The following is a 15,896-nucleotide window of genomic DNA, read 5'->3' as shown; positions in this document are numbered from 1 at the left end:
CCGATGCTCAAGCGACTCGGCCGGGCGGTCACCGCCCGGCCCTGGTCCGCCCTCCTCTTCGTGGTGATCTTCCTGGTCAACGCGCTGGTCGTGGGCGCCGGTGTCACCGACCGCCTGCACAACGGCGGCACCAGCGACCCGGCCTCCGAGTCGGCGCACGCCGCCGCACTGCTGGAGCGGTCCTTCCCGGCCAGTTCGCCGAACCTCGTCCTGGAGGTCTCGGCGAAGGCCGGCGGTTCGGTCGACGCCCCCACGGCCGCCCTGGCGGGCGCCCGGCTCGGCGAGCGGCTCGCCTTCGAGCCCGAGGTCGTCGGCGTCACCTCCTACTGGCAGACCGGCGTCGACGAACTCCGCTCCACCGACCGGAGCAAGGCGCTGATCCTCGCCCACATCGAGGGCGACGAGAACCACGCCAAGGAGGTCTTCGACCGGATCGCCCCGCACTACCGCGGCAGCCCGGCCGGCCTGGAGGCGCTGGACGTCCGGCTCGGCGGCACCGTCGCCGTGCGCGAGGAGATGCAGGCCACCATCGCCGACGACCTGGCGCGGGCCGAGCTGATCGCGCTGCCGATCACCCTGTTGATCCTGGTGCTGGTCTTCCGCGGCCTGGTCGCCGCCCTGCTGCCGCTCGCCGTCGGGATCTGCGCGATCCTCGGCACCAACGCGGCACTGCGGGTCATCACCGGGTTCACCGAGGTCTCGGTGTTCGCGCAGAACCTCACCACCGCGCTCGGCCTCGGCCTCGCCATCGACTACGCGCTGCTCATCGTGCGCCGCTTCCGCGAGGAGCGCGACCGCGGGCTGGAGGTCCGCGAGGCCGTCGCCACGACCCTCGCCACCGCCGGCCGCGCGGTGCTGTTCTCCGCGCTGACCGTCGCGGTCTCGCTCTCCGCGATGCTGCTCTTCCCGCTCTACTTCCTGCGTTCCTTCGCGTACGCGGGCATCTCCGTGGTGCTGATCGCCGCCGCCGCGGCCCTCGTCCTGCTGCCCGCGCTGCTCACCCTGCTGGGCGGCCGGATCGACGCGCTGAAGATCAGGCTGCCGGGCCGCCGGACCGCCCGGCCGGACCGGGAGCCCGGCGCCGGCTGGCACCGCACCGCCACCCTGGTGATGCGGCGCGCCCCGCTGTTCGCGCTCGGCATCACGGCCCTGCTGCTGCTCGCCGGACTGCCGTTCCTGCGCGTCCAGTTCGCCGCCGCCGACGACCGCCAGCTGCCCACCGCCTCCGAGTCCCGGGTGGTCCAGCAGTCCATCCGGGACGGCTTCACCGCCAGCGCCACCGGCGTCATCGACGTGGTGGTGCACACCGGCGCCGCCGGCAACGGCACCATCCCCGGCCCGGAGCGCGACGCGCTCGCCCGCTTCGCCGCCCGGCTCTCCGGCCTGCCCGGCGTCACCGAGGTCTCCACCCCGATCGGCGGCTACGAGCGGGGCGTCACCTCCGGCGACGCGGGCCCGGCCGACAGCCTCCGCTCCGCCGACGGCCTCGGCCACCTCTCGGTGGTGCCCGTCTCCGACCGCGGCGACGTCTCCCAGGCCAACCAGGACCTGGTCGGCGAGATCCGCCGGGCCGGCGCCGACTTCCCGGCGCTCCGGCCCTCGGTCGGCGGCCAGGCGGCCACCCTGGTGGACAGCAAGCACGCCATCGCGGTGCGGCTGCTGCCGGCCGGCGCGCTGATCGCGGTGGCCACCCTGGTGCTGGTCTTCCTGCTCACCGGCAGCCTGCTGATCCCGCTCCAGGCGGTGCTGCTGAACGCGCTCAGCCTGACCGCGATGTTCGGCGTCGTCGTCTGGGTCTTCCAGGACGGCCACCTCTCCGGACTGCTCGGCTTCACCCCGACCGGCGCGGTCGAGACCACCCTGCCGGTGCTGATGTTCTGCGTCGCCTTCGGCCTCTCGATGGACTACGGCGTCTTCCTGCTCTCCCGGGTCAAGGAGGAGTACGGGCGCGGGCGCGACCCGCGCAAGGCCGTCGCCGACGGCATCCAGCACACCGGCGGGCTGATCACCGCCGCGGCGCTGATCCTCTCGGTGGTGCTGGTGGCGATCGGCACCAGCCGGATCACCAACACCAAGATGCTCGGCCTCGGTGTGGCGCTCGCCGTGCTCGTCGACGCGACCGTGGTGCGCTGCCTGCTCGTCCCCGCGGTGATGGCCCTCGGCGGCCACGCCACCTGGTGGGCGCCGGCGCCGCTGAAGCGGTTCCAGGAGCGGTTCGGGCTGCGCGAGGAGCCGCTCGCCCCGGAGACCGCCGCCGGTGCGGCCGGTCCCGCCGGGGCGGCACCCGGCGCCGCATCCGATCCCGCCACCGATCCCGATCACGCCGCCGCATCCGATCCCGCCGCCCCGCCCGGCCCCGACACCGGGTCCGGCGCCGTCCTCACCGCGAAGGAGTCCTGATGACCGACGTCCGCACCCCGCCGGGCCGCATCGTGGTCACCGGCGCCACCGGACTGCTCGGCGGCGCCGTGGTCCGCGCCCTGCTCGCCGCCGGCCACGAGGTGACCGCCCTGGTCCGGGACCGGGACAAGGCCGGACGGCTGCTGCCCGCCGACGAACGGCTCTCCGTGCTGGCCGGCGACATCACCGACCCCGCCGACTACCGCCGGGCGCTGCCCGGCGCGAGCGGAATCGTCCACACCGCCGCCTACTTCCGGGAGTACTACCAGCCGCAGCCCGACCTGGGCCGGCTGCACGCCGTCAACGTCGACGCGGTCGCCACGCTGCTCCGCGAGGCCGTCGACGCCGGGGTGCGCCGGGTCGTCCACACCAGCTCGATCAACACCATCGGCCGGGGCAGCACCGAGTTCCCCGCCGACGAGAACACCCCGCCGCCCGCCGACTGGCAGCGCAACGGGTACCGGGCCAGCAAGGTCCGCGCCGAACAGGCCATCGCCGAGTTCTGCGCCCGCGAGCAGCTCACCGTCCCCCTGGTGCTGCCCGGCTGGATGTGGGGCCCGGGCGACGCCGGACCCACCTCGGCCGGCCGGCTCTTCCTCGCCGTCGCGCAGGGCGAACTGCGCGCCGTCCCCCGGGCCGGGAACCACGTCGTGGACGCCCGCGACGTCGCCGCGGCCTGCGTCCGCGCCCTGACCCACGGCATCGGACTGCGGCGCTACGTCGTGGCCGGCTCCTGGTACGGCCTGCACGACCTCGTCACCGGCATCGCCGCCGCCACCGGTGCCACCCCGCCCCGGCAGATCCCGGCCGGGGCGGCGCTCGCCTTCGCGACCGCGCTGGAGTACGGCGCCAAGCTGCGCGGCCGACCGCCGGTGGCCACGCGGGAGGGGGTCCGGGTGCTGCTCGACGGCACCCGGACCCGGCTCTCCTCCGCCCGGGCGCAGAAGGAACTCGGCGTCACCTTCCGCCCGTTGGCCCAGACCCTGAGCGACGAGGCGAGCTGGTACCGGGAGCAGGGGCGGGTGGCGTCGTGACACCCCCCGTCCCGTCGACCGACCCGGCCGACCCGGCCGACCCGGCCGGTCCCGCGCCCGCCGCCACCGGCCCCCGCTCCGCCGACGACTCCCGCTCCCTCCCGGACCCACCCCCCTCCCCGCACAACGAAAGGGCCGCGACCGTGCCCCGTTCCAGGAAAGCCGCCCTGCTGACCGTCGTGGCCGCGCTGCTCGCCCTGTCCCCCGCGGTGGTCGCCGTCGCGGCCCGCTCGGACGCCCCCGCCGCGCCCGGCACCTCGGCCACGGGCCCCGCCACCGGCCCCGCCGCACTGCCGCCGGGCGCCGAACAGGCCGCCGCCGACACCAAGACCCGGCTGGCCGCCGAGAACATCGTCGACATCCCGGTCCGCTTCACCGTGCAGAACGTCAACCGCACCCTCGCCGCCTGCCCCGTGGACGGCAAGACCTACCAGGTCAGCGGCCACCTCACCGCACCCAAGGCGGTCATCGACGGCGGCGCCGGCAAGCGCGCCGTCACCCTCTACGAACACGGCATCGCGGCCGGCGAGTGGTACTGGCGCCTCGACGCGCCCGGCTACCACCACACCGAGGAACTCGCCAAGAAGGGCCACGCCTCCCTCACCATCGACCGGATCGGCTACGGCGCCAGCGACAAGCCGGACGGCTTCGGCAGCTGCATCGGGGGCCAGGCCGACATCGCCCACCAGATCGTCGAGCAGCTGCGGGCCGGCAGCTACCGGACCGAACAGCCCGGCCAGGCCGCCGTCCCCTTCGACAAGGTCGTGCTGGCCGGCCAGTCCAACGGCAGCCAGGTCTCCCAGATCGAGGCCTACTCCTTCCAGGACGTCGACGGCCTGGTCGTCATGGACTGGACCGACCTCGGCCTCACCCCGCAGGCCAACGCCCGGTTCTTCTCCTCCCTCCAGACCTGCCTGCGCGGCGGCTCGGCGGTCGACGGCGCCGGCGGTCCCGGCGGCTACGCCTACTACGACCTCGGCACCGAGGAGTTCAAGTCCGGCAACTTCCACGACACCGAGCCCGGCGTCCTCGCCCTCTCCGCCCCGCACCAGAACCGGCACCCCTGCGGGGACATGGCCTCCCAGCTCGGCTCCGTCCTGGTCGACATGCGGCACATCAAGGACATCAGGATCCCGGTGCTGTTCCTCTACGGCGAGAAGGACGCCCGGGTCCAGGGCGGTGCCGAGCACCGCGCGCTGTTCACCGGGGCCACCGACACCAAGCTGGTCGAAGTCCCCGCCGCCGGGCACTACATGGGCATGGCCCGCAACGCCCCCCAGGTCCACACCGCCCTCGCCGACTGGCTGGCGGGCCACCAGCTGGGCTGACCCGGCTGCGAACCGGGCCGCCGACCGGCGCGCCCCGACCAGGGCGCACCGACCGCCCCACCACCTCACGTCTGGAGACCAGTTGTCATGACGCTCACCCTCGAACCCGCGGCCGACCAGCGGGTGCCGCTGTTGCGGAGGCTAGGCCGACTGCTGGTCGACCGGCGGCGCGCGGTCCTGATCACGGGCACCGTGCTGCTGGTGGTCGCCGCCGCCCTCGGCGCCGGCGCCCAGAAGGCGCTCTCCCTCTCGCGCTTCGAGGCGCCCGGTTCGCAGTCCGACCGGGCCTCGGAGGTGCTGCACCGCGAGTTCGGCCACGGCAGCCCCAACATGATCCTGCTGGTCACCGCCAAGCACGGCACCGTCGACGACCCCGCCGTCGCCGCGGCCGGCCAGGCCCTGGCCACCGAACTCGGCACCTCGGCCGGCGTCCGGACCACCGGCTCCTACTGGGGGCAGGGCAACAGCCCCGCGCTGGCCTCCACCGACCGGACCAAGGCCCTCGTGACGGCCTGGCTGGACGGCACCGCCACCGAGTCCCGTGAGCGGCTCGCCGACCTGTCACCGAAGTTCACCCGGGAGACCGCCGACGTCAGGATCGAGGTCGGCGGCCAGGACGAGGTCTTCCGGCAGGTCGGCGCCCAGGCCCGGAAGGACTTCCTCGGCGCCGAGGCGATCGTGCTGCCCGCCGTGCTGCTCCTCCTGCTCGCCGTCTACCGCCGCTGGTCGGCCGCCGGGCTGACCATCGGCGTGGGCCTCTTCTCGGTGCTCGCCACCCTGACGCTGCTCCGCGGCGTCACCCTGTTCACCGAGGTCTCGACCTTCGCCGCCAACCTCGCCCTGGTGATGGGCCTGGGCCTCGGCATCGACTACAGCCTGTTCGTGATCTCCCGCTTCCGCGAGGAGAGCGCCGCCGGCCACGACAAGCACACCGCCGTGGTGCGGGCCGTCGAGCGGGCCGGCCGGACGGTGATCTTCAGCGGGATCACGGTGGCCATCTCGCTCCTCGCGCTGTTCGCGTTCCCGTTCCCGTTCCTGCGCTCCTTCGCCTACGCGGGCGTGTTCGTCGTGCTCACCGCGATCGTCGGCGCCGTGGTCCTGCTGCCCGCCGCGCTCGCCGCCGTCGGCCACCGGGTGCTGCGGCCGGACGCCGCCGGAGCCGGCCCCGTCGAGGACGGCCGCTGGTACCGGTTCACCCAGCGGGTGATGGCCCGCCCGCTCGCCTTCGGCACCGCCGTGGTCGCCCTGCTGCTGCTCCTCGGGGCGCCGTTCCTGGGCGTCAAGTTCGGCCTGCCGGACGAGCGGGTGCTGCCCGCCGAGGCCACCAGCCGGGTCGTCCAGCAGCAGATCCGGGACGGCTTCCCGGCCCGTGAGACCGACGCCCTCCAGATCGTCGCCACCGGTGTCGCCGACCCGAAGGGGACCACCGGGCAGACCGACGCCTACGCGGCCAAGCTCTCCGCCCTGCCCGGCGTCTTCCAGGTCGACACCTTCACCGGCTCCTACACCGACGGCCGGCTGCGCACCGGCCCGACCGCCGACTCCGCCCGGTTCGCCACCGGCTCGGGCGTCTGGCTCACCGTGATCCCGGAGGAGGCCGCGCTCGCCGGCGACATGCCCGGCCTGGTCGGCCAGGTCCGGGACGAGGGCGCGCCGTACCAGGTCCAGGTCGGCGGGTTCCCGGCGGACATGACGGACTTCCGCTCCGGCCTGCTCTCCGCCCTGCCGCTGGTGGCCGGGCTGATCCTGGTGCCGACCTTCATCCTGCTCTTCCTGATGACCGGCAGCCTGCTGATCCCCGCCAAGGCCACCGTCTCCAACCTGCTCAGCCTCACCGTGATGTTCGGCGCCCTGGTCTGGGGCTTCCAGGACGGCAACCTGGCCGGCCTGCTCGACTTCACCTCGGCCGGCTCGATGGAGCCCAGCATCCCGATCCTGATGTTCTGCATCGCCTACGGGCTGTCGATGGACTACGAGGTCTTCATCGTGTCCCGGATCAAGGAGGAGCACGACCGCGGCGCCGACACCCGGACGGCCGTCGCCACCGGCATCCAGCGCAGCGCTCCGCTGATCACCGCGGCGGCCGGGATCCTGGCCCTGACCTTCGCGGTGTACGCCACCGGATCGGTCGTCTTCCTCAAGGAGCTCGGCGTCGGCCTCGCCCTCGCCGTCCTGGTCGACGCGCTGCTCATCCGCGCCGTCCTGCTGCCCGCCGTGATGCGTCTCGCCGGTGACGCCAACTGGTGGGCCCCGGCCCCCCTCCGCCGCCTCCACACCCGCTTCGGCCTCACCGAGGCCGCGGCCGACTGACCCGCCACCACCCACCCGCCATTTCCCACCCCCACCCGCACCACCTGCCCCGCACAACCCGGGCAGGTGGTGCGGGCTTTCCGGCCTCCGGACGGGGCCCGAGCCCTCCCGGCAGGCCCCGGGCATAGCGTTCACTCCCATTTCATTGCAACGATATGAGCTGCCATCGTTGCGTTTTATTCGAGATCGCCGCAACGAAAATTCGGCTTCCACCTGCAGTTATGGTGATTTGACGCGGCAATCGCTTTGCTGCGAAGTGGAAAGCAACGTAGCTTTTCCGTTGTCAGAAACACCAGCCCGCAGGAGTGCACCCCACCATGCACGCGTTCGACTCCCCCACCCCCGACCCCCGGACGCCCGCGCCCCGGACGCCCGACCCCCCGGACTTCCGCAGCCCGGACCTCCGCAGCCCGGCCGATGAACTCCGGTCGGCAGCGGCCGGGTTCGGCGGGGCGCCGGCGCCCGCACCGGCGCCCGCACCGGCACCGGCACCGCATCAGGCGAGCGAGTCGATCCACCGCTCCAGGCGACGCCCCTCGACGGCCATCAGCTCGGGCTCGCGGAAGGTGTTGGTGAGCAGCGAGATCCCCTGATAGGAGGCGACCAGGGCGACCGCGAGCTCGCGGGCGTCATCCTCCCGTCCCATCGCCCCGAACTGCCGCGCCGCCCAGTCGACGAGGCGCCGCATGACCTCGGCGACGGCCCCGTCGAGGCCGTCGGCCCGCTTGTCGAGCTCCGAGGCCAGGCTGCCGGTGGGGCAGCCGTACCGGGCCGTGAGTTCGCGCTGCTCGATCCAGCCGTTCAGCAGCGCCTTCAGCCGGTCCTGCGGGGTGGGGAGTTCGTCGAGCGCGTCGGTCAGGGTCCGCAGGCCCTGCGCGTGCGCGTCGATCGCGGCCTCGACCAGCTCGTTCTTGGTCTTGAAGTAGTAGTAGACGTTGCCGACCGGGACGTCCGCCGCGCGGGCGATGTCGGCGAGGGTGGTCTGTTCGACCCCCTTCTCGTGCAGCACCCGGGCCGCCGCGGCCGCCAGCCGTTCCCGCTTGCCCGGCGCTCGCCGGGAGTTCTTTGAGTCAGTCACCTGACTAAGTGTAGACGCCTGACGCGGCGTCGGCTAGGGTCCTTCTAAGTCAGCCAACTAACTCACTCACGGGGGTTCTCATGATCGTCATCACGGGTGCGACGGGCAACGTCGGCCAGGAGCTCGTCCGGATCCTCACCGCGGCCGGTGAGGAGGTGACCGGCGTCTCCCGGCGACCGGGCGGACTGCCCGACGGCGTCCGGCACCTGCAGGCCGACCTGGCCGATCCGGCGAGCCTGCGCACCGCCCTCCACGGAGCCGACGCCCTGTTCCTGCTCGTCGCCGGCGAGGCCCCCGAGGAGATCCTCGACGAGGCCCGGGCCGCCGGGGTGCGACGCGTCGTCCTCCTCTCCTCCCAGGGCGCCGGCACCCGGCCGGAGGTCTACCGCCACCCCGTGGCCTTCGAGGAGGCCGTCCGCCGCTCGGGTCTCGACTGGACGGTGCTGCGCTCCGGCGGCCTCGACTCGAACGCCTACGCCTGGGCCGAGTCGATCCGGGCCGACCGGACCGCCGCCGCGCCGTTCGGCGACGTCGGACTGCCCACCGTCGACCCGGCCGACGTCGCCGAGGTCGCGGCCGCCGTCCTGCGCGGGGACGGCCACGCGGGCCGGACGTACGAACTCACCGGACCGGCCCCGGTCACCCCGCGCGAGCGGGCCGGGGCGATCGGCGGGGCGGTGGGCGAGGCGGTGCGGTTCGTCGAGCAGACCCGCGCCGAGGCCCGCGCGCAGATGCTGGCGTTCATGCCCGAGCCGGTGGTGGAGGGCACCCTCGCCATCCTCGGCGAGCCGCTGCCCGCCGAGCAGGCCGTGAGCCCCGACGTCGAGCGCGTCCTCGGCCGGGCACCGCGCACCTTCGCGGACTGGGCCGCCCGTACCGCCCCCGCCTTCCGCTGAGCCCCGCGCCGGCGGGCCGGGGGGCCGCTCCGGACGGAACCGCCCCCCCCGGCCCCGGATCCCTGATCCCGGATCAGCCCGACACGCCGACGTCCGCACACACACCCGCGCACACGCCCGAACGCCTCGACGGCCGGGACCCCGGTCGTCCGAAAGAAAAGGCACCCCTTGCCCGTTCAGCCCGTACTCGACTCCACCATGTACCACCGGGAGCTCGGCGCAGGTGCGCCCACGGTCTTCCTGCACGGCAACCCCACCTCCTCCCACCTCTGGCGGGACGTCCTCCCGGCCGTCGGCGCGCCGGGCCGGCTGCTGGCCCCCGACCTGATCGGCATGGGCGAGTCCGGCAAGCCCGACCTCGCCTACACCTTCGCCGACCACGCCCGCTACCTGGACGCCTGGTTCGACGCACTCGGACTGGAGGAGGTGGTGCTGGTCGGACACGACTGGGGCGGCGCCCTCGCCTTCGACTGGGCCGCCCGGCACCCCGGACGGGTGCGCGGCATCGCGTTCACCGAGACCATCGTCAAGCCGATGGCCTGGGAGGAGTTCCCCGAGGGCGGCCGCCACCTGTTCCGGGCGATCCGGACGCCGCAGGTGGGCGAGGCCATGGTCCTCGACGACAACCTCTTCATCGAGCAGGCCCTTCCCGGCTCGGTCGCCACCCCCCTCTCCCCCGAGGACCTCGACGTCTACCGCCGCCCCTACCCCACCCGGGAGAGCCGCCGCCCGCTGCTCCAGTGGCCGCGGTCGATGCCGCTCGGCGAGGAGCCCGCCGACGTCGTGGCCAGGATCCGCGCGTACGACCGGTGGCTGGCGACCAGCACCGACGTGCCCAAACTGCTGCTCACCTTCGCGCCCGGCCCCGGCGCCATGATGGGCCCGGAGATCGTCGACTGGTGCGCGGAGAACATCGCCGCCCTGGAGATCGAGCACAGCGACGCCGTCGCCGGACACCACACGCCGGAGGACCAGCCCCTCGCGATCGCCGCCGCCCTCACCGGCTGGGCGAAGCGCCACGAGCTCCGCTGAGGCCCTCGCACGACGAGGCCCGGCGGGATCCCGAACACCACCCACCACCACCCAGGAGGAATCGTATGACCGCACAACGCAGGATCGTGGCCGGCCTGTTCATCTCGCTGGACGGAGTCGTGGAAGCGCCGGAAACCTGGCACTTCCCCTACATGAACGACGAGATGGGCGCCGCCGTCGGCGAGATGAACGCCGCGGCCGACACCCTGCTGCTGGGGCGGAAGACCTACGAGGCGTTCGCCGCCGCCTGGCCGCACCAGAGCGGCGAACTGGCCGACGCCATCAACGGCATCCGCAAGCTGGTCGCCTCCACCACCCTGACCGGTGTGGAGTGGAACAACTCCAGCGTCATCGAGGGCGACGTCGTCACGGCGCTCAAGGAGCTCCGTCAGCAGCCCGGCGGGAACATCAACCTGACCGGCAGCATCGGCCTCACCCGCACCCTGCTGGAGGCGGGGCTGGTCGACGAACTCCGGCTGCTCGTCCACCCGGTGGTGCTGGGCACCGGGCTGCGGCTCTTCCCCGAGGGCTCCGCCCGGGTGCCGCTCAAGCTCACCCGCTCGGTCACCTTCTCCACCGGCGTGCTGGACCTGACCTACCAGCCCGCCTGACGGGAGGGGGCCCGTCCGCCGGTCGCCGGTGCGGCCGGCGGACGGGCCCCGGCCACGCGGGCCCGGTCGCGCATCCCGGTCACGCATCCCGGTCACGAACCACGACCTCGAACCACGGCCTGGAACCACGGCCGAAAGCAGTCGTCCCCCGGTCCGACGATCAGAAGGCCGTTGTCACGCACACGATCTGATGGTCAGACTGGCACGCAACCCGGTCCCACCCCGTGGAGCACGGGAGAAGGAGGATGCTGGTCATGCTGGACCTACCGCTGTACCTGGCCTTCGTGGCCGCCGCTCTGGCCCTGTGCGTCACCCCGGGCCCCGACATGATGTTCGTGGTGGCCATGGGCGGCCGCGGCGGGCCGGCGACGGGGGTGATGGCCGCCCTGGGAGTGGCGTTCGGGGCGACGGTGCACGCGGTGGCCGCCATGCTCGGCCTCTCGTCGGTGTTCGCCCACCTCCCCGTGCTGTACCACGTGTTGCGCTGGGCGGGCGCGGCCTACCTCGTCCTCCTCGCCGTCCAGGCGTTCCGCGACCGCTCGCCGCTCGGCGCCGACGGCACCGACGGCACCGGTGACGGCGGGGGCGAGGCCGACGGTGCCGCGTCCGGCCGGCTGCGCGCCTTCTGGAAGGGCGCCGTCACGAACCTGCTCAACCCCAAGGTGATCATGTTCAACATCGCGTTCCTGCCACAGTTCGTGAACCCCGGACTGGGGCACGTGACCGGGCAGTTCCTGGTCCTCGGCGTGACGCTGGTGGCCGTCGGACTGGCCGTCGACGCCTCGGTGGGCGTACTGGCCGGCAGGCTGGCGGCACTGCTCCGGCGGAGCCGCCGGGTGGCCCGGGGGCTGAACGTCTTCAGCGGCGCCGTGTTCGGAGCCCTGGCCGTCCGGCTGGTCACGGCCCCGGACTAGCGGTGCCACCGGACAGCGCCGATCGACACCTCGCCGTCCGCACGGGCCGACGGCCGGCCGGGCCCACCGACCGGCCGACCGGCACCGCGTCGTCAGCACACCGCCGCGGGCGCGTCCGTCGGCACCCGGCCGGGGAACCGCCGTCCGATCCACCCGGACGGGCGAGCGTGCTAAGGCGTGTTTGCCAAGTCCCGCCGGGGCCGCGACGCCGGGTATCCCGCCCTGGCCCGGGATACCGGGATCACGACGGCCCGACATTCGAGGCTCCCCGACATTCCGCTGCCCGGCCCGCGAATTCCGCGGAGTTCCGTCAGGCGTCCACGGAGATCTTTACACGGCATACAGGCCGCTGTTAATCTTCCTTCGGCGCTGGTTGCGTCATTGGTTGCGTTTCATGAGGTTGCGAGGTTTGTGGTCAGATGTTGGCAACAGGGAAAGTTCTGCGATTCGACGAGGTGCGCGGCTACGGATTCATCGCCCCCGATGACGGCGGCGAGGACATCTTCATGCACGCGAACGACCTCCTCAGCGAGAAGCACGTGATCCAGCCGGGCATCCGGGTCTCCTTCGAGTCGGAGATGGGTGACCGCGGGCGGAAGGCGTCCGACGTCCGCCTCATCGAAGGCGGGCAGACCACGGCGGCCCCGGCGAGCGCCAAGACGGTGCGGGCGGGGCTCGACTCCGAGGACGGCCTGTGCGACGTGCTGTCGGCCGCCGAGTTCCAGCAGGAGCTGACCGAAGCCCTGCTCCGCACGGTTCCGACCCTGACCGGTGCCCAGCTGGTGCAGGTGCGCGCCTGTGCGATCGAGCTCTCCCGCGCCCACGGCTGGATCGAGTCCTGAGCGCAGGCTGAGCCCCACCGCTCCGGGTGGGTCGAACGGCGGGGAGGGCGGGACGCGGGTACCGGTCCCGCCCTCCCCGCCGTTCCGGCTCCGCGAACCCGGACACGCGTCCCAGGCGCCGCGACCGGCGGCCGGATCCCCGGCCGCCGGTCGCGGCGCCTCCCGTCACTGCACTGCGGCGAAGTGGAGACCGTGCACCTGGATGCCGGTCGGCAGTTCCTGACGCCCTGTGATGTCGAGCTTGCGGTAGACCCGGGTGAGGTGCTGTTCGACCGTGCTCACCGTGATGCAGAGCTTCGACGAGATCTCACGGTTGGTATGCCCCCGCACCGCCAACCATGCGACACGCCGCTCCGACTCACTGAGCGTGCTGTCGGAGGCCGAGTTCTCCGCGCTCTCCTCGAACCGGGATTCGCCCGCACCGGGCCTGGTACCCCCGGCGGCTCCGGCCTCCTCGGACAGCGGCCTGGCTCCACACTCCTGGGCGATGTGATTGGCCTGGCGCAACAACATGCCGGCCCGACCCGACTCGCCCCTGGAGTGATGGACGGTACCCAGATCGAACAGGACTCTGGCCAGCTCCAACTTGTCGCCCGAGAGCTGGAGTTCGTCGATCGCCTGGGTGAGGAGCGCCGACCGGTTCTCGACCGCGGCCAGCGAGGCCCTGATCCGCAACGCGACCCCGCGGCTGCGCCACGCGTTGTGCGGCGTCCTCGCGAGATGCTCCGCGATGAGGCCCTCTGCACGCTCCCGGTCCCCCAGGGCGACCAGCGCCTCGGCGGCGTCCGCCCGCCAGGGTGTCGCGGCCGGGTCGTCGACGCCCCAGCGCTCCGCCAGCCGGCCCACGGCGAGGAACTCGCCCAGTGCGACATCGAAGCGGTTGGTGGCGAGGAAGTACCGGCCCTGCGCCCTGCGGTACCCCAGCCAGTGGACGCTCCTGAACAGGGCGTCGGTCAGCGGCCGGTCGAGCTGACGAGCCGCCTCGTCGCACTTCCCCATGTTCGTGTACGCCATCGCGAGAATTCCGATGGGCGCCCCTGAAAAAGAGGTTCCGTACTTCTGCGGAATATGACGCAGCGACCTCTTCGCGAATTCCTCCGCACCGGCCAGTTCACCCCGGTGGAGAGAGATCTCCGCGCGGATACACGAGAAAACGGCCTCCCATCCCGGCGCATTTCTGGCGGACGATTCCTTGAGGAACCGGTCGCACCACCTTCCGGCCATGTCGATCCTGCCCCGATGGAGCAGGGCCCGAAGTGAACTCACGATCGGGTCGAGAGTCGAATCGGTCAACGGCGAGCTGTCGAGGAGTTCCTCCAGCTGGAGGGCGCTGTCCGGCCGACGGCGCCCCGACGGTCGGCTGACGGGCGGTCCGAACCTCGACAGCCGACCGGTGGACGCCTTCGGCTGCATCGGCACCGTCTTGGACCGCACCGGCGGCTGCGCGGCGGGCACCGACCGGACGGGGGCGGGGGTCGCGGACAGCCACGGCCTGATGAACTGGACCTCGGCCTCGGCGCGGACCTCCGCCGTCGTCAGCCGCTCCAGCGTGTCGAGCACCTCCCGCGCATCGTCGATCCAGCCGTGCGCGTAGAGCAGCCTCGCCAGCGGTGCGAGCTCCGAGACCGACAGGCGGTCCGAAGTCAGCGCACACAGCAGCTCCCTGAGGTGCAGCTCCGCGTCGGAGAGGTTGACCCGGCGCATGACGTCGGCCAGCCTCAGCTTGATCTTGATCCGCTGCTGACCGTCCTCGCACATCGCATGCGCGAGTTCCAGGTAGGACGACGCGCACTTGACGTGGTCGTCGGCGAGCGCCTGCTCCGCCGCATCCCGCAGAACGGCGATGCCCCAGGGGTAGCGGACCTGGTCGGCGAACCTCAGGTGGGTGGCCACGACCGTGGTGGTCGCGCTCTCCGAGTAGAGGAGCGCCGCGGCCCGGAGGTGCAGTTCCACCCGGGCCTGCTGGTCCAGGCTCTCCAGCACGGCGGTCCTGGCCATCGGGTGCCGGTACGAGTGGCCGTCGACGATCCCGGCGGCCTTCAGGGCCCACAGTCCCTGCTCGACCGCCGTCGGGGTGATGCCGAGCAGCCGGGCGAGGATGCCGCCGCTGTCCACACCGCCCAGGACGGCCAGGCCCTGCGCGACCGCGAGGGCCGCGGCACCGTCCCGGTACAGGCACGCCAGGACAGCCCGGCCGAAGGCGCCCCCCGCAGCGGCCTGGGGGTTCTCGGAGTCCGACCGCTCGCGGTCGGACAGCGCGTGGTAGTCCTCCATCAGCGCCCGCACCAGCAGCGGGTTCCCGCCGGTGGCGGCGTGGAAGGCGTCCACGATCCGGCTGTCGGCGGGGATGCCCGCGTCGCGCTCCAGGATGCTCTCGACCCCCCGCCGGCTGAGGCCCCTGAGCTGGATGCGCCGCAGGTTGGGCTGGCGCAGCAGCTCGGTGCTGAACAGCGGGTCGCGGATGGTGCCGGCCAGCGATGCGGTGAAGACCATCATCAGCCGGGCGGCACGGCACCGGCGGGCCGCATGGAGCAGGAAGTGCAGGGAATCGCAGTCCGCGTACTGCTGGTCATCGACCGCGATCACGACCGGCGCGACCGTGGAGAGCTTCTGCAACATTGCGGAGAACTCCTGCATGGCCTCGGCCCGATCAGCCCTCCGCAAAAGCTCCTGGAACCGGTTCACGAATTCTTCGGGGACCCGTCCGCCGCCCAGCAGCTGGCGCACCACACCGAGCTGGTTGGCACTCTCCATTGAGGCGGAGTTAGCCCTCAGGACAATCACTTCGGCTCTCGGAAGTTGCTCGACGAAAGCCTCTAGCATTTCACTCTTGCCGCACCCGGAGGCGGCTTCGACAACGACCACCCCGGACTTCTCCGCCAGACAGTCGCCAAAGGCCGACTCCAGCAGCTCCAGCTCTACTTCCCGGTCAACCAAAATCAAAGCTCCCCCTAAACTTTAATTACGAATCCAGCAGATTCGAATTCCCGGGAAGGGAATTTGGCTCCGCCGGAAGGAAAAACCTTCAAGGATTCGAGTCGACAGCCCGCACAGCGTACCAGGCCGACCGGCTTGAGGCCATCACGATATGCAGTCCGGTCGACTACTAAACGTCATCACGGCGAGGGTGGAGCGCTACTAAAAGTGGCACTTTGTCAGCCCCTGACCAGAGGATCCGCCGGCGGGTCGCGACGTCCAATCGACCCGGACGACTAATGCCGGCCGTCCGTACATTCATTTCCGGCCGTTCCGAACAGGCCACTCGTACGGGGATCCGCCGCCACCGATACGGGATGGCCCATCGCTGTCTAGGGGTTCCGCCGGAGCGATAGGGGTGGTAGCTGGGATCCGCTGCTCGCTATCATCCCACATATTCCCGTGCATCGTTCTCGCGCTTCTCGTTCGTCTGTGTTCACGGACACATATCCGTCCGGCAGGTGCGACCATTGTT

At 72.3% G+C, this 15,896-nt stretch carries 11 protein-coding genes; 9 read left to right on the top strand and 2 right to left on the bottom strand.

Annotated elements, in window-relative coordinates; translation table 11 throughout:
• Window positions 1–3 precede the first annotated feature (3 nt).
• The 4 genes from OG550_RS28200 to OG550_RS28185 all read left to right on the top strand — a co-directional run bounded on the left by OG550_RS28200 (window position 4) and on the right by OG550_RS28185 (window position 7,072).
• The gene (locus OG550_RS28200) at window positions 4–2,400 is read left to right on the top strand and encodes an MMPL family transporter (RefSeq protein WP_327682187.1); all 2,397 of its coding nucleotides are present in this window, start codon (window positions 4–6) and stop codon (window positions 2,398–2,400) included.
• Window positions 2,400–3,434 carry an NAD-dependent epimerase/dehydratase family protein gene (locus OG550_RS28195; RefSeq protein WP_327682186.1) on the top strand — a complete coding sequence of 345 codons (1,035 nt, stop codon included), beginning with the start codon at window positions 2,400–2,402 and terminating at the stop codon, window positions 3,432–3,434. Before OG550_RS28200 ends, OG550_RS28195 begins: the two co-directional genes overlap by 1 nt.
• A complete protein-coding gene (locus OG550_RS28190; protein WP_327682184.1) occupies window positions 3,431–4,762 on the top strand; it encodes an alpha/beta hydrolase in 1,332 nt (443 codons plus the stop codon). The genes OG550_RS28195 and OG550_RS28190 overlap by 4 nt, the downstream gene beginning before the upstream one ends.
• Before the next feature lie 87 nt (window positions 4,763–4,849).
• A complete protein-coding gene (locus tag OG550_RS28185) occupies window positions 4,850–7,072 on the top strand; it encodes an MMPL family transporter (protein WP_327682183.1) in 2,223 nt (740 codons plus the stop codon).
• A 496-nt stretch (window positions 7,073–7,568) separates the two neighbouring features.
• On the opposite strand, the gene OG550_RS28180 is transcribed toward OG550_RS28185, so the two are convergent.
• Window positions 7,569–8,150 carry a TetR/AcrR family transcriptional regulator gene (locus tag OG550_RS28180; RefSeq protein ID WP_327682181.1) on the bottom strand — a complete coding sequence of 194 codons (582 nt, stop codon included), beginning with the start codon at window positions 8,148–8,150 and terminating at the stop codon, window positions 7,569–7,571.
• Between the two features lie 80 nt (window positions 8,151–8,230).
• On the opposite strand from OG550_RS28180, the gene OG550_RS28175 reads away from it, so the two are divergent.
• The 5 genes from OG550_RS28175 (at window position 8,231) to OG550_RS28155 (ending at window position 12,445) form a co-directional block, all read left to right on the top strand.
• Window positions 8,231–9,046 carry an SDR family oxidoreductase gene (locus OG550_RS28175; protein WP_327682179.1) on the top strand — a complete coding sequence of 272 codons (816 nt, stop codon included), beginning with the start codon at window positions 8,231–8,233 and terminating at the stop codon, window positions 9,044–9,046.
• 168 nt (window positions 9,047–9,214) lie between these two features.
• Window positions 9,215–10,078 carry a haloalkane dehalogenase gene (locus OG550_RS28170; protein WP_327682177.1) on the top strand — a complete coding sequence of 288 codons (864 nt, stop codon included), beginning with the start codon at window positions 9,215–9,217 and terminating at the stop codon, window positions 10,076–10,078.
• 65 nt (window positions 10,079–10,143) lie between these two features.
• Window positions 10,144–10,689 carry a dihydrofolate reductase family protein gene (locus OG550_RS28165; protein ID WP_327682175.1) on the top strand — a complete coding sequence of 182 codons (546 nt, stop codon included), beginning with the start codon at window positions 10,144–10,146 and terminating at the stop codon, window positions 10,687–10,689.
• A 254-nt stretch (window positions 10,690–10,943) separates the two neighbouring features.
• Complete coding sequence (locus OG550_RS28160; protein WP_327682173.1) at window positions 10,944–11,603, top strand: LysE family translocator; 660 nt, start codon at window positions 10,944–10,946, stop codon at window positions 11,601–11,603.
• A gap of 419 nt (window positions 11,604–12,022) precedes the next feature.
• The gene (locus OG550_RS28155) at window positions 12,023–12,445 is read left to right on the top strand and encodes a cold-shock protein (protein WP_327682171.1); all 423 of its coding nucleotides are present in this window, start codon (window positions 12,023–12,025) and stop codon (window positions 12,443–12,445) included.
• Window positions 12,446–12,610: 165 nt separating this feature from the next.
• Here the strand turns inward: OG550_RS28155 and OG550_RS28150 are convergent, their stop codons facing one another.
• On the bottom strand, window positions 12,611–15,382 hold the full coding sequence (locus tag OG550_RS28150) for a helix-turn-helix transcriptional regulator (protein WP_327684207.1): 2,772 nt from the start codon (window positions 15,380–15,382) through the stop codon (window positions 12,611–12,613).
• Window positions 15,383–15,896: the final 514 nt, after the last annotated feature.

The organism is Kitasatospora sp. NBC_00458 (genome assembly GCF_036013975.1).
Lineage (GTDB): Bacteria > Actinomycetota > Actinomycetes > Streptomycetales > Streptomycetaceae > Kitasatospora.
Note: the sequence above shows the minus strand (reverse complement) of the source record. Positions and strands in the feature narration are given on the sequence as shown.

Bases quoted from the DNA above. Each gene is read 5' to 3' on its own strand.
- OG550_RS28200 (WP_327682187.1), top strand. From the start codon at position 4: ATGCTCAAGCGACTCGGCCGGGCGGTCACCGCCCGGCCCTGGTCCGCC.
- OG550_RS28195 (WP_327682186.1), top strand. From the start codon at position 2,400: ATGACCGACGTCCGCACCCCGCCGGGCCGCATCGTGGTCACCGGCGCC.
- OG550_RS28185 (WP_327682183.1), top strand. From the start codon at position 4,850: ATGACGCTCACCCTCGAACCCGCGGCCGACCAGCGGGTGCCGCTGTTG.
- OG550_RS28175 (WP_327682179.1), top strand. From the start codon at position 8,231: ATGATCGTCATCACGGGTGCGACGGGCAACGTCGGCCAGGAGCTCGTC.
- OG550_RS28165 (WP_327682175.1), top strand. From the start codon at position 10,144: ATGACCGCACAACGCAGGATCGTGGCCGGCCTGTTCATCTCGCTGGAC.
- OG550_RS28160 (WP_327682173.1), top strand. From the start codon at position 10,944: ATGCTGGACCTACCGCTGTACCTGGCCTTCGTGGCCGCCGCTCTGGCC.
- OG550_RS28155 (WP_327682171.1), top strand. From the start codon at position 12,023: ATGTTGGCAACAGGGAAAGTTCTGCGATTCGACGAGGTGCGCGGCTAC.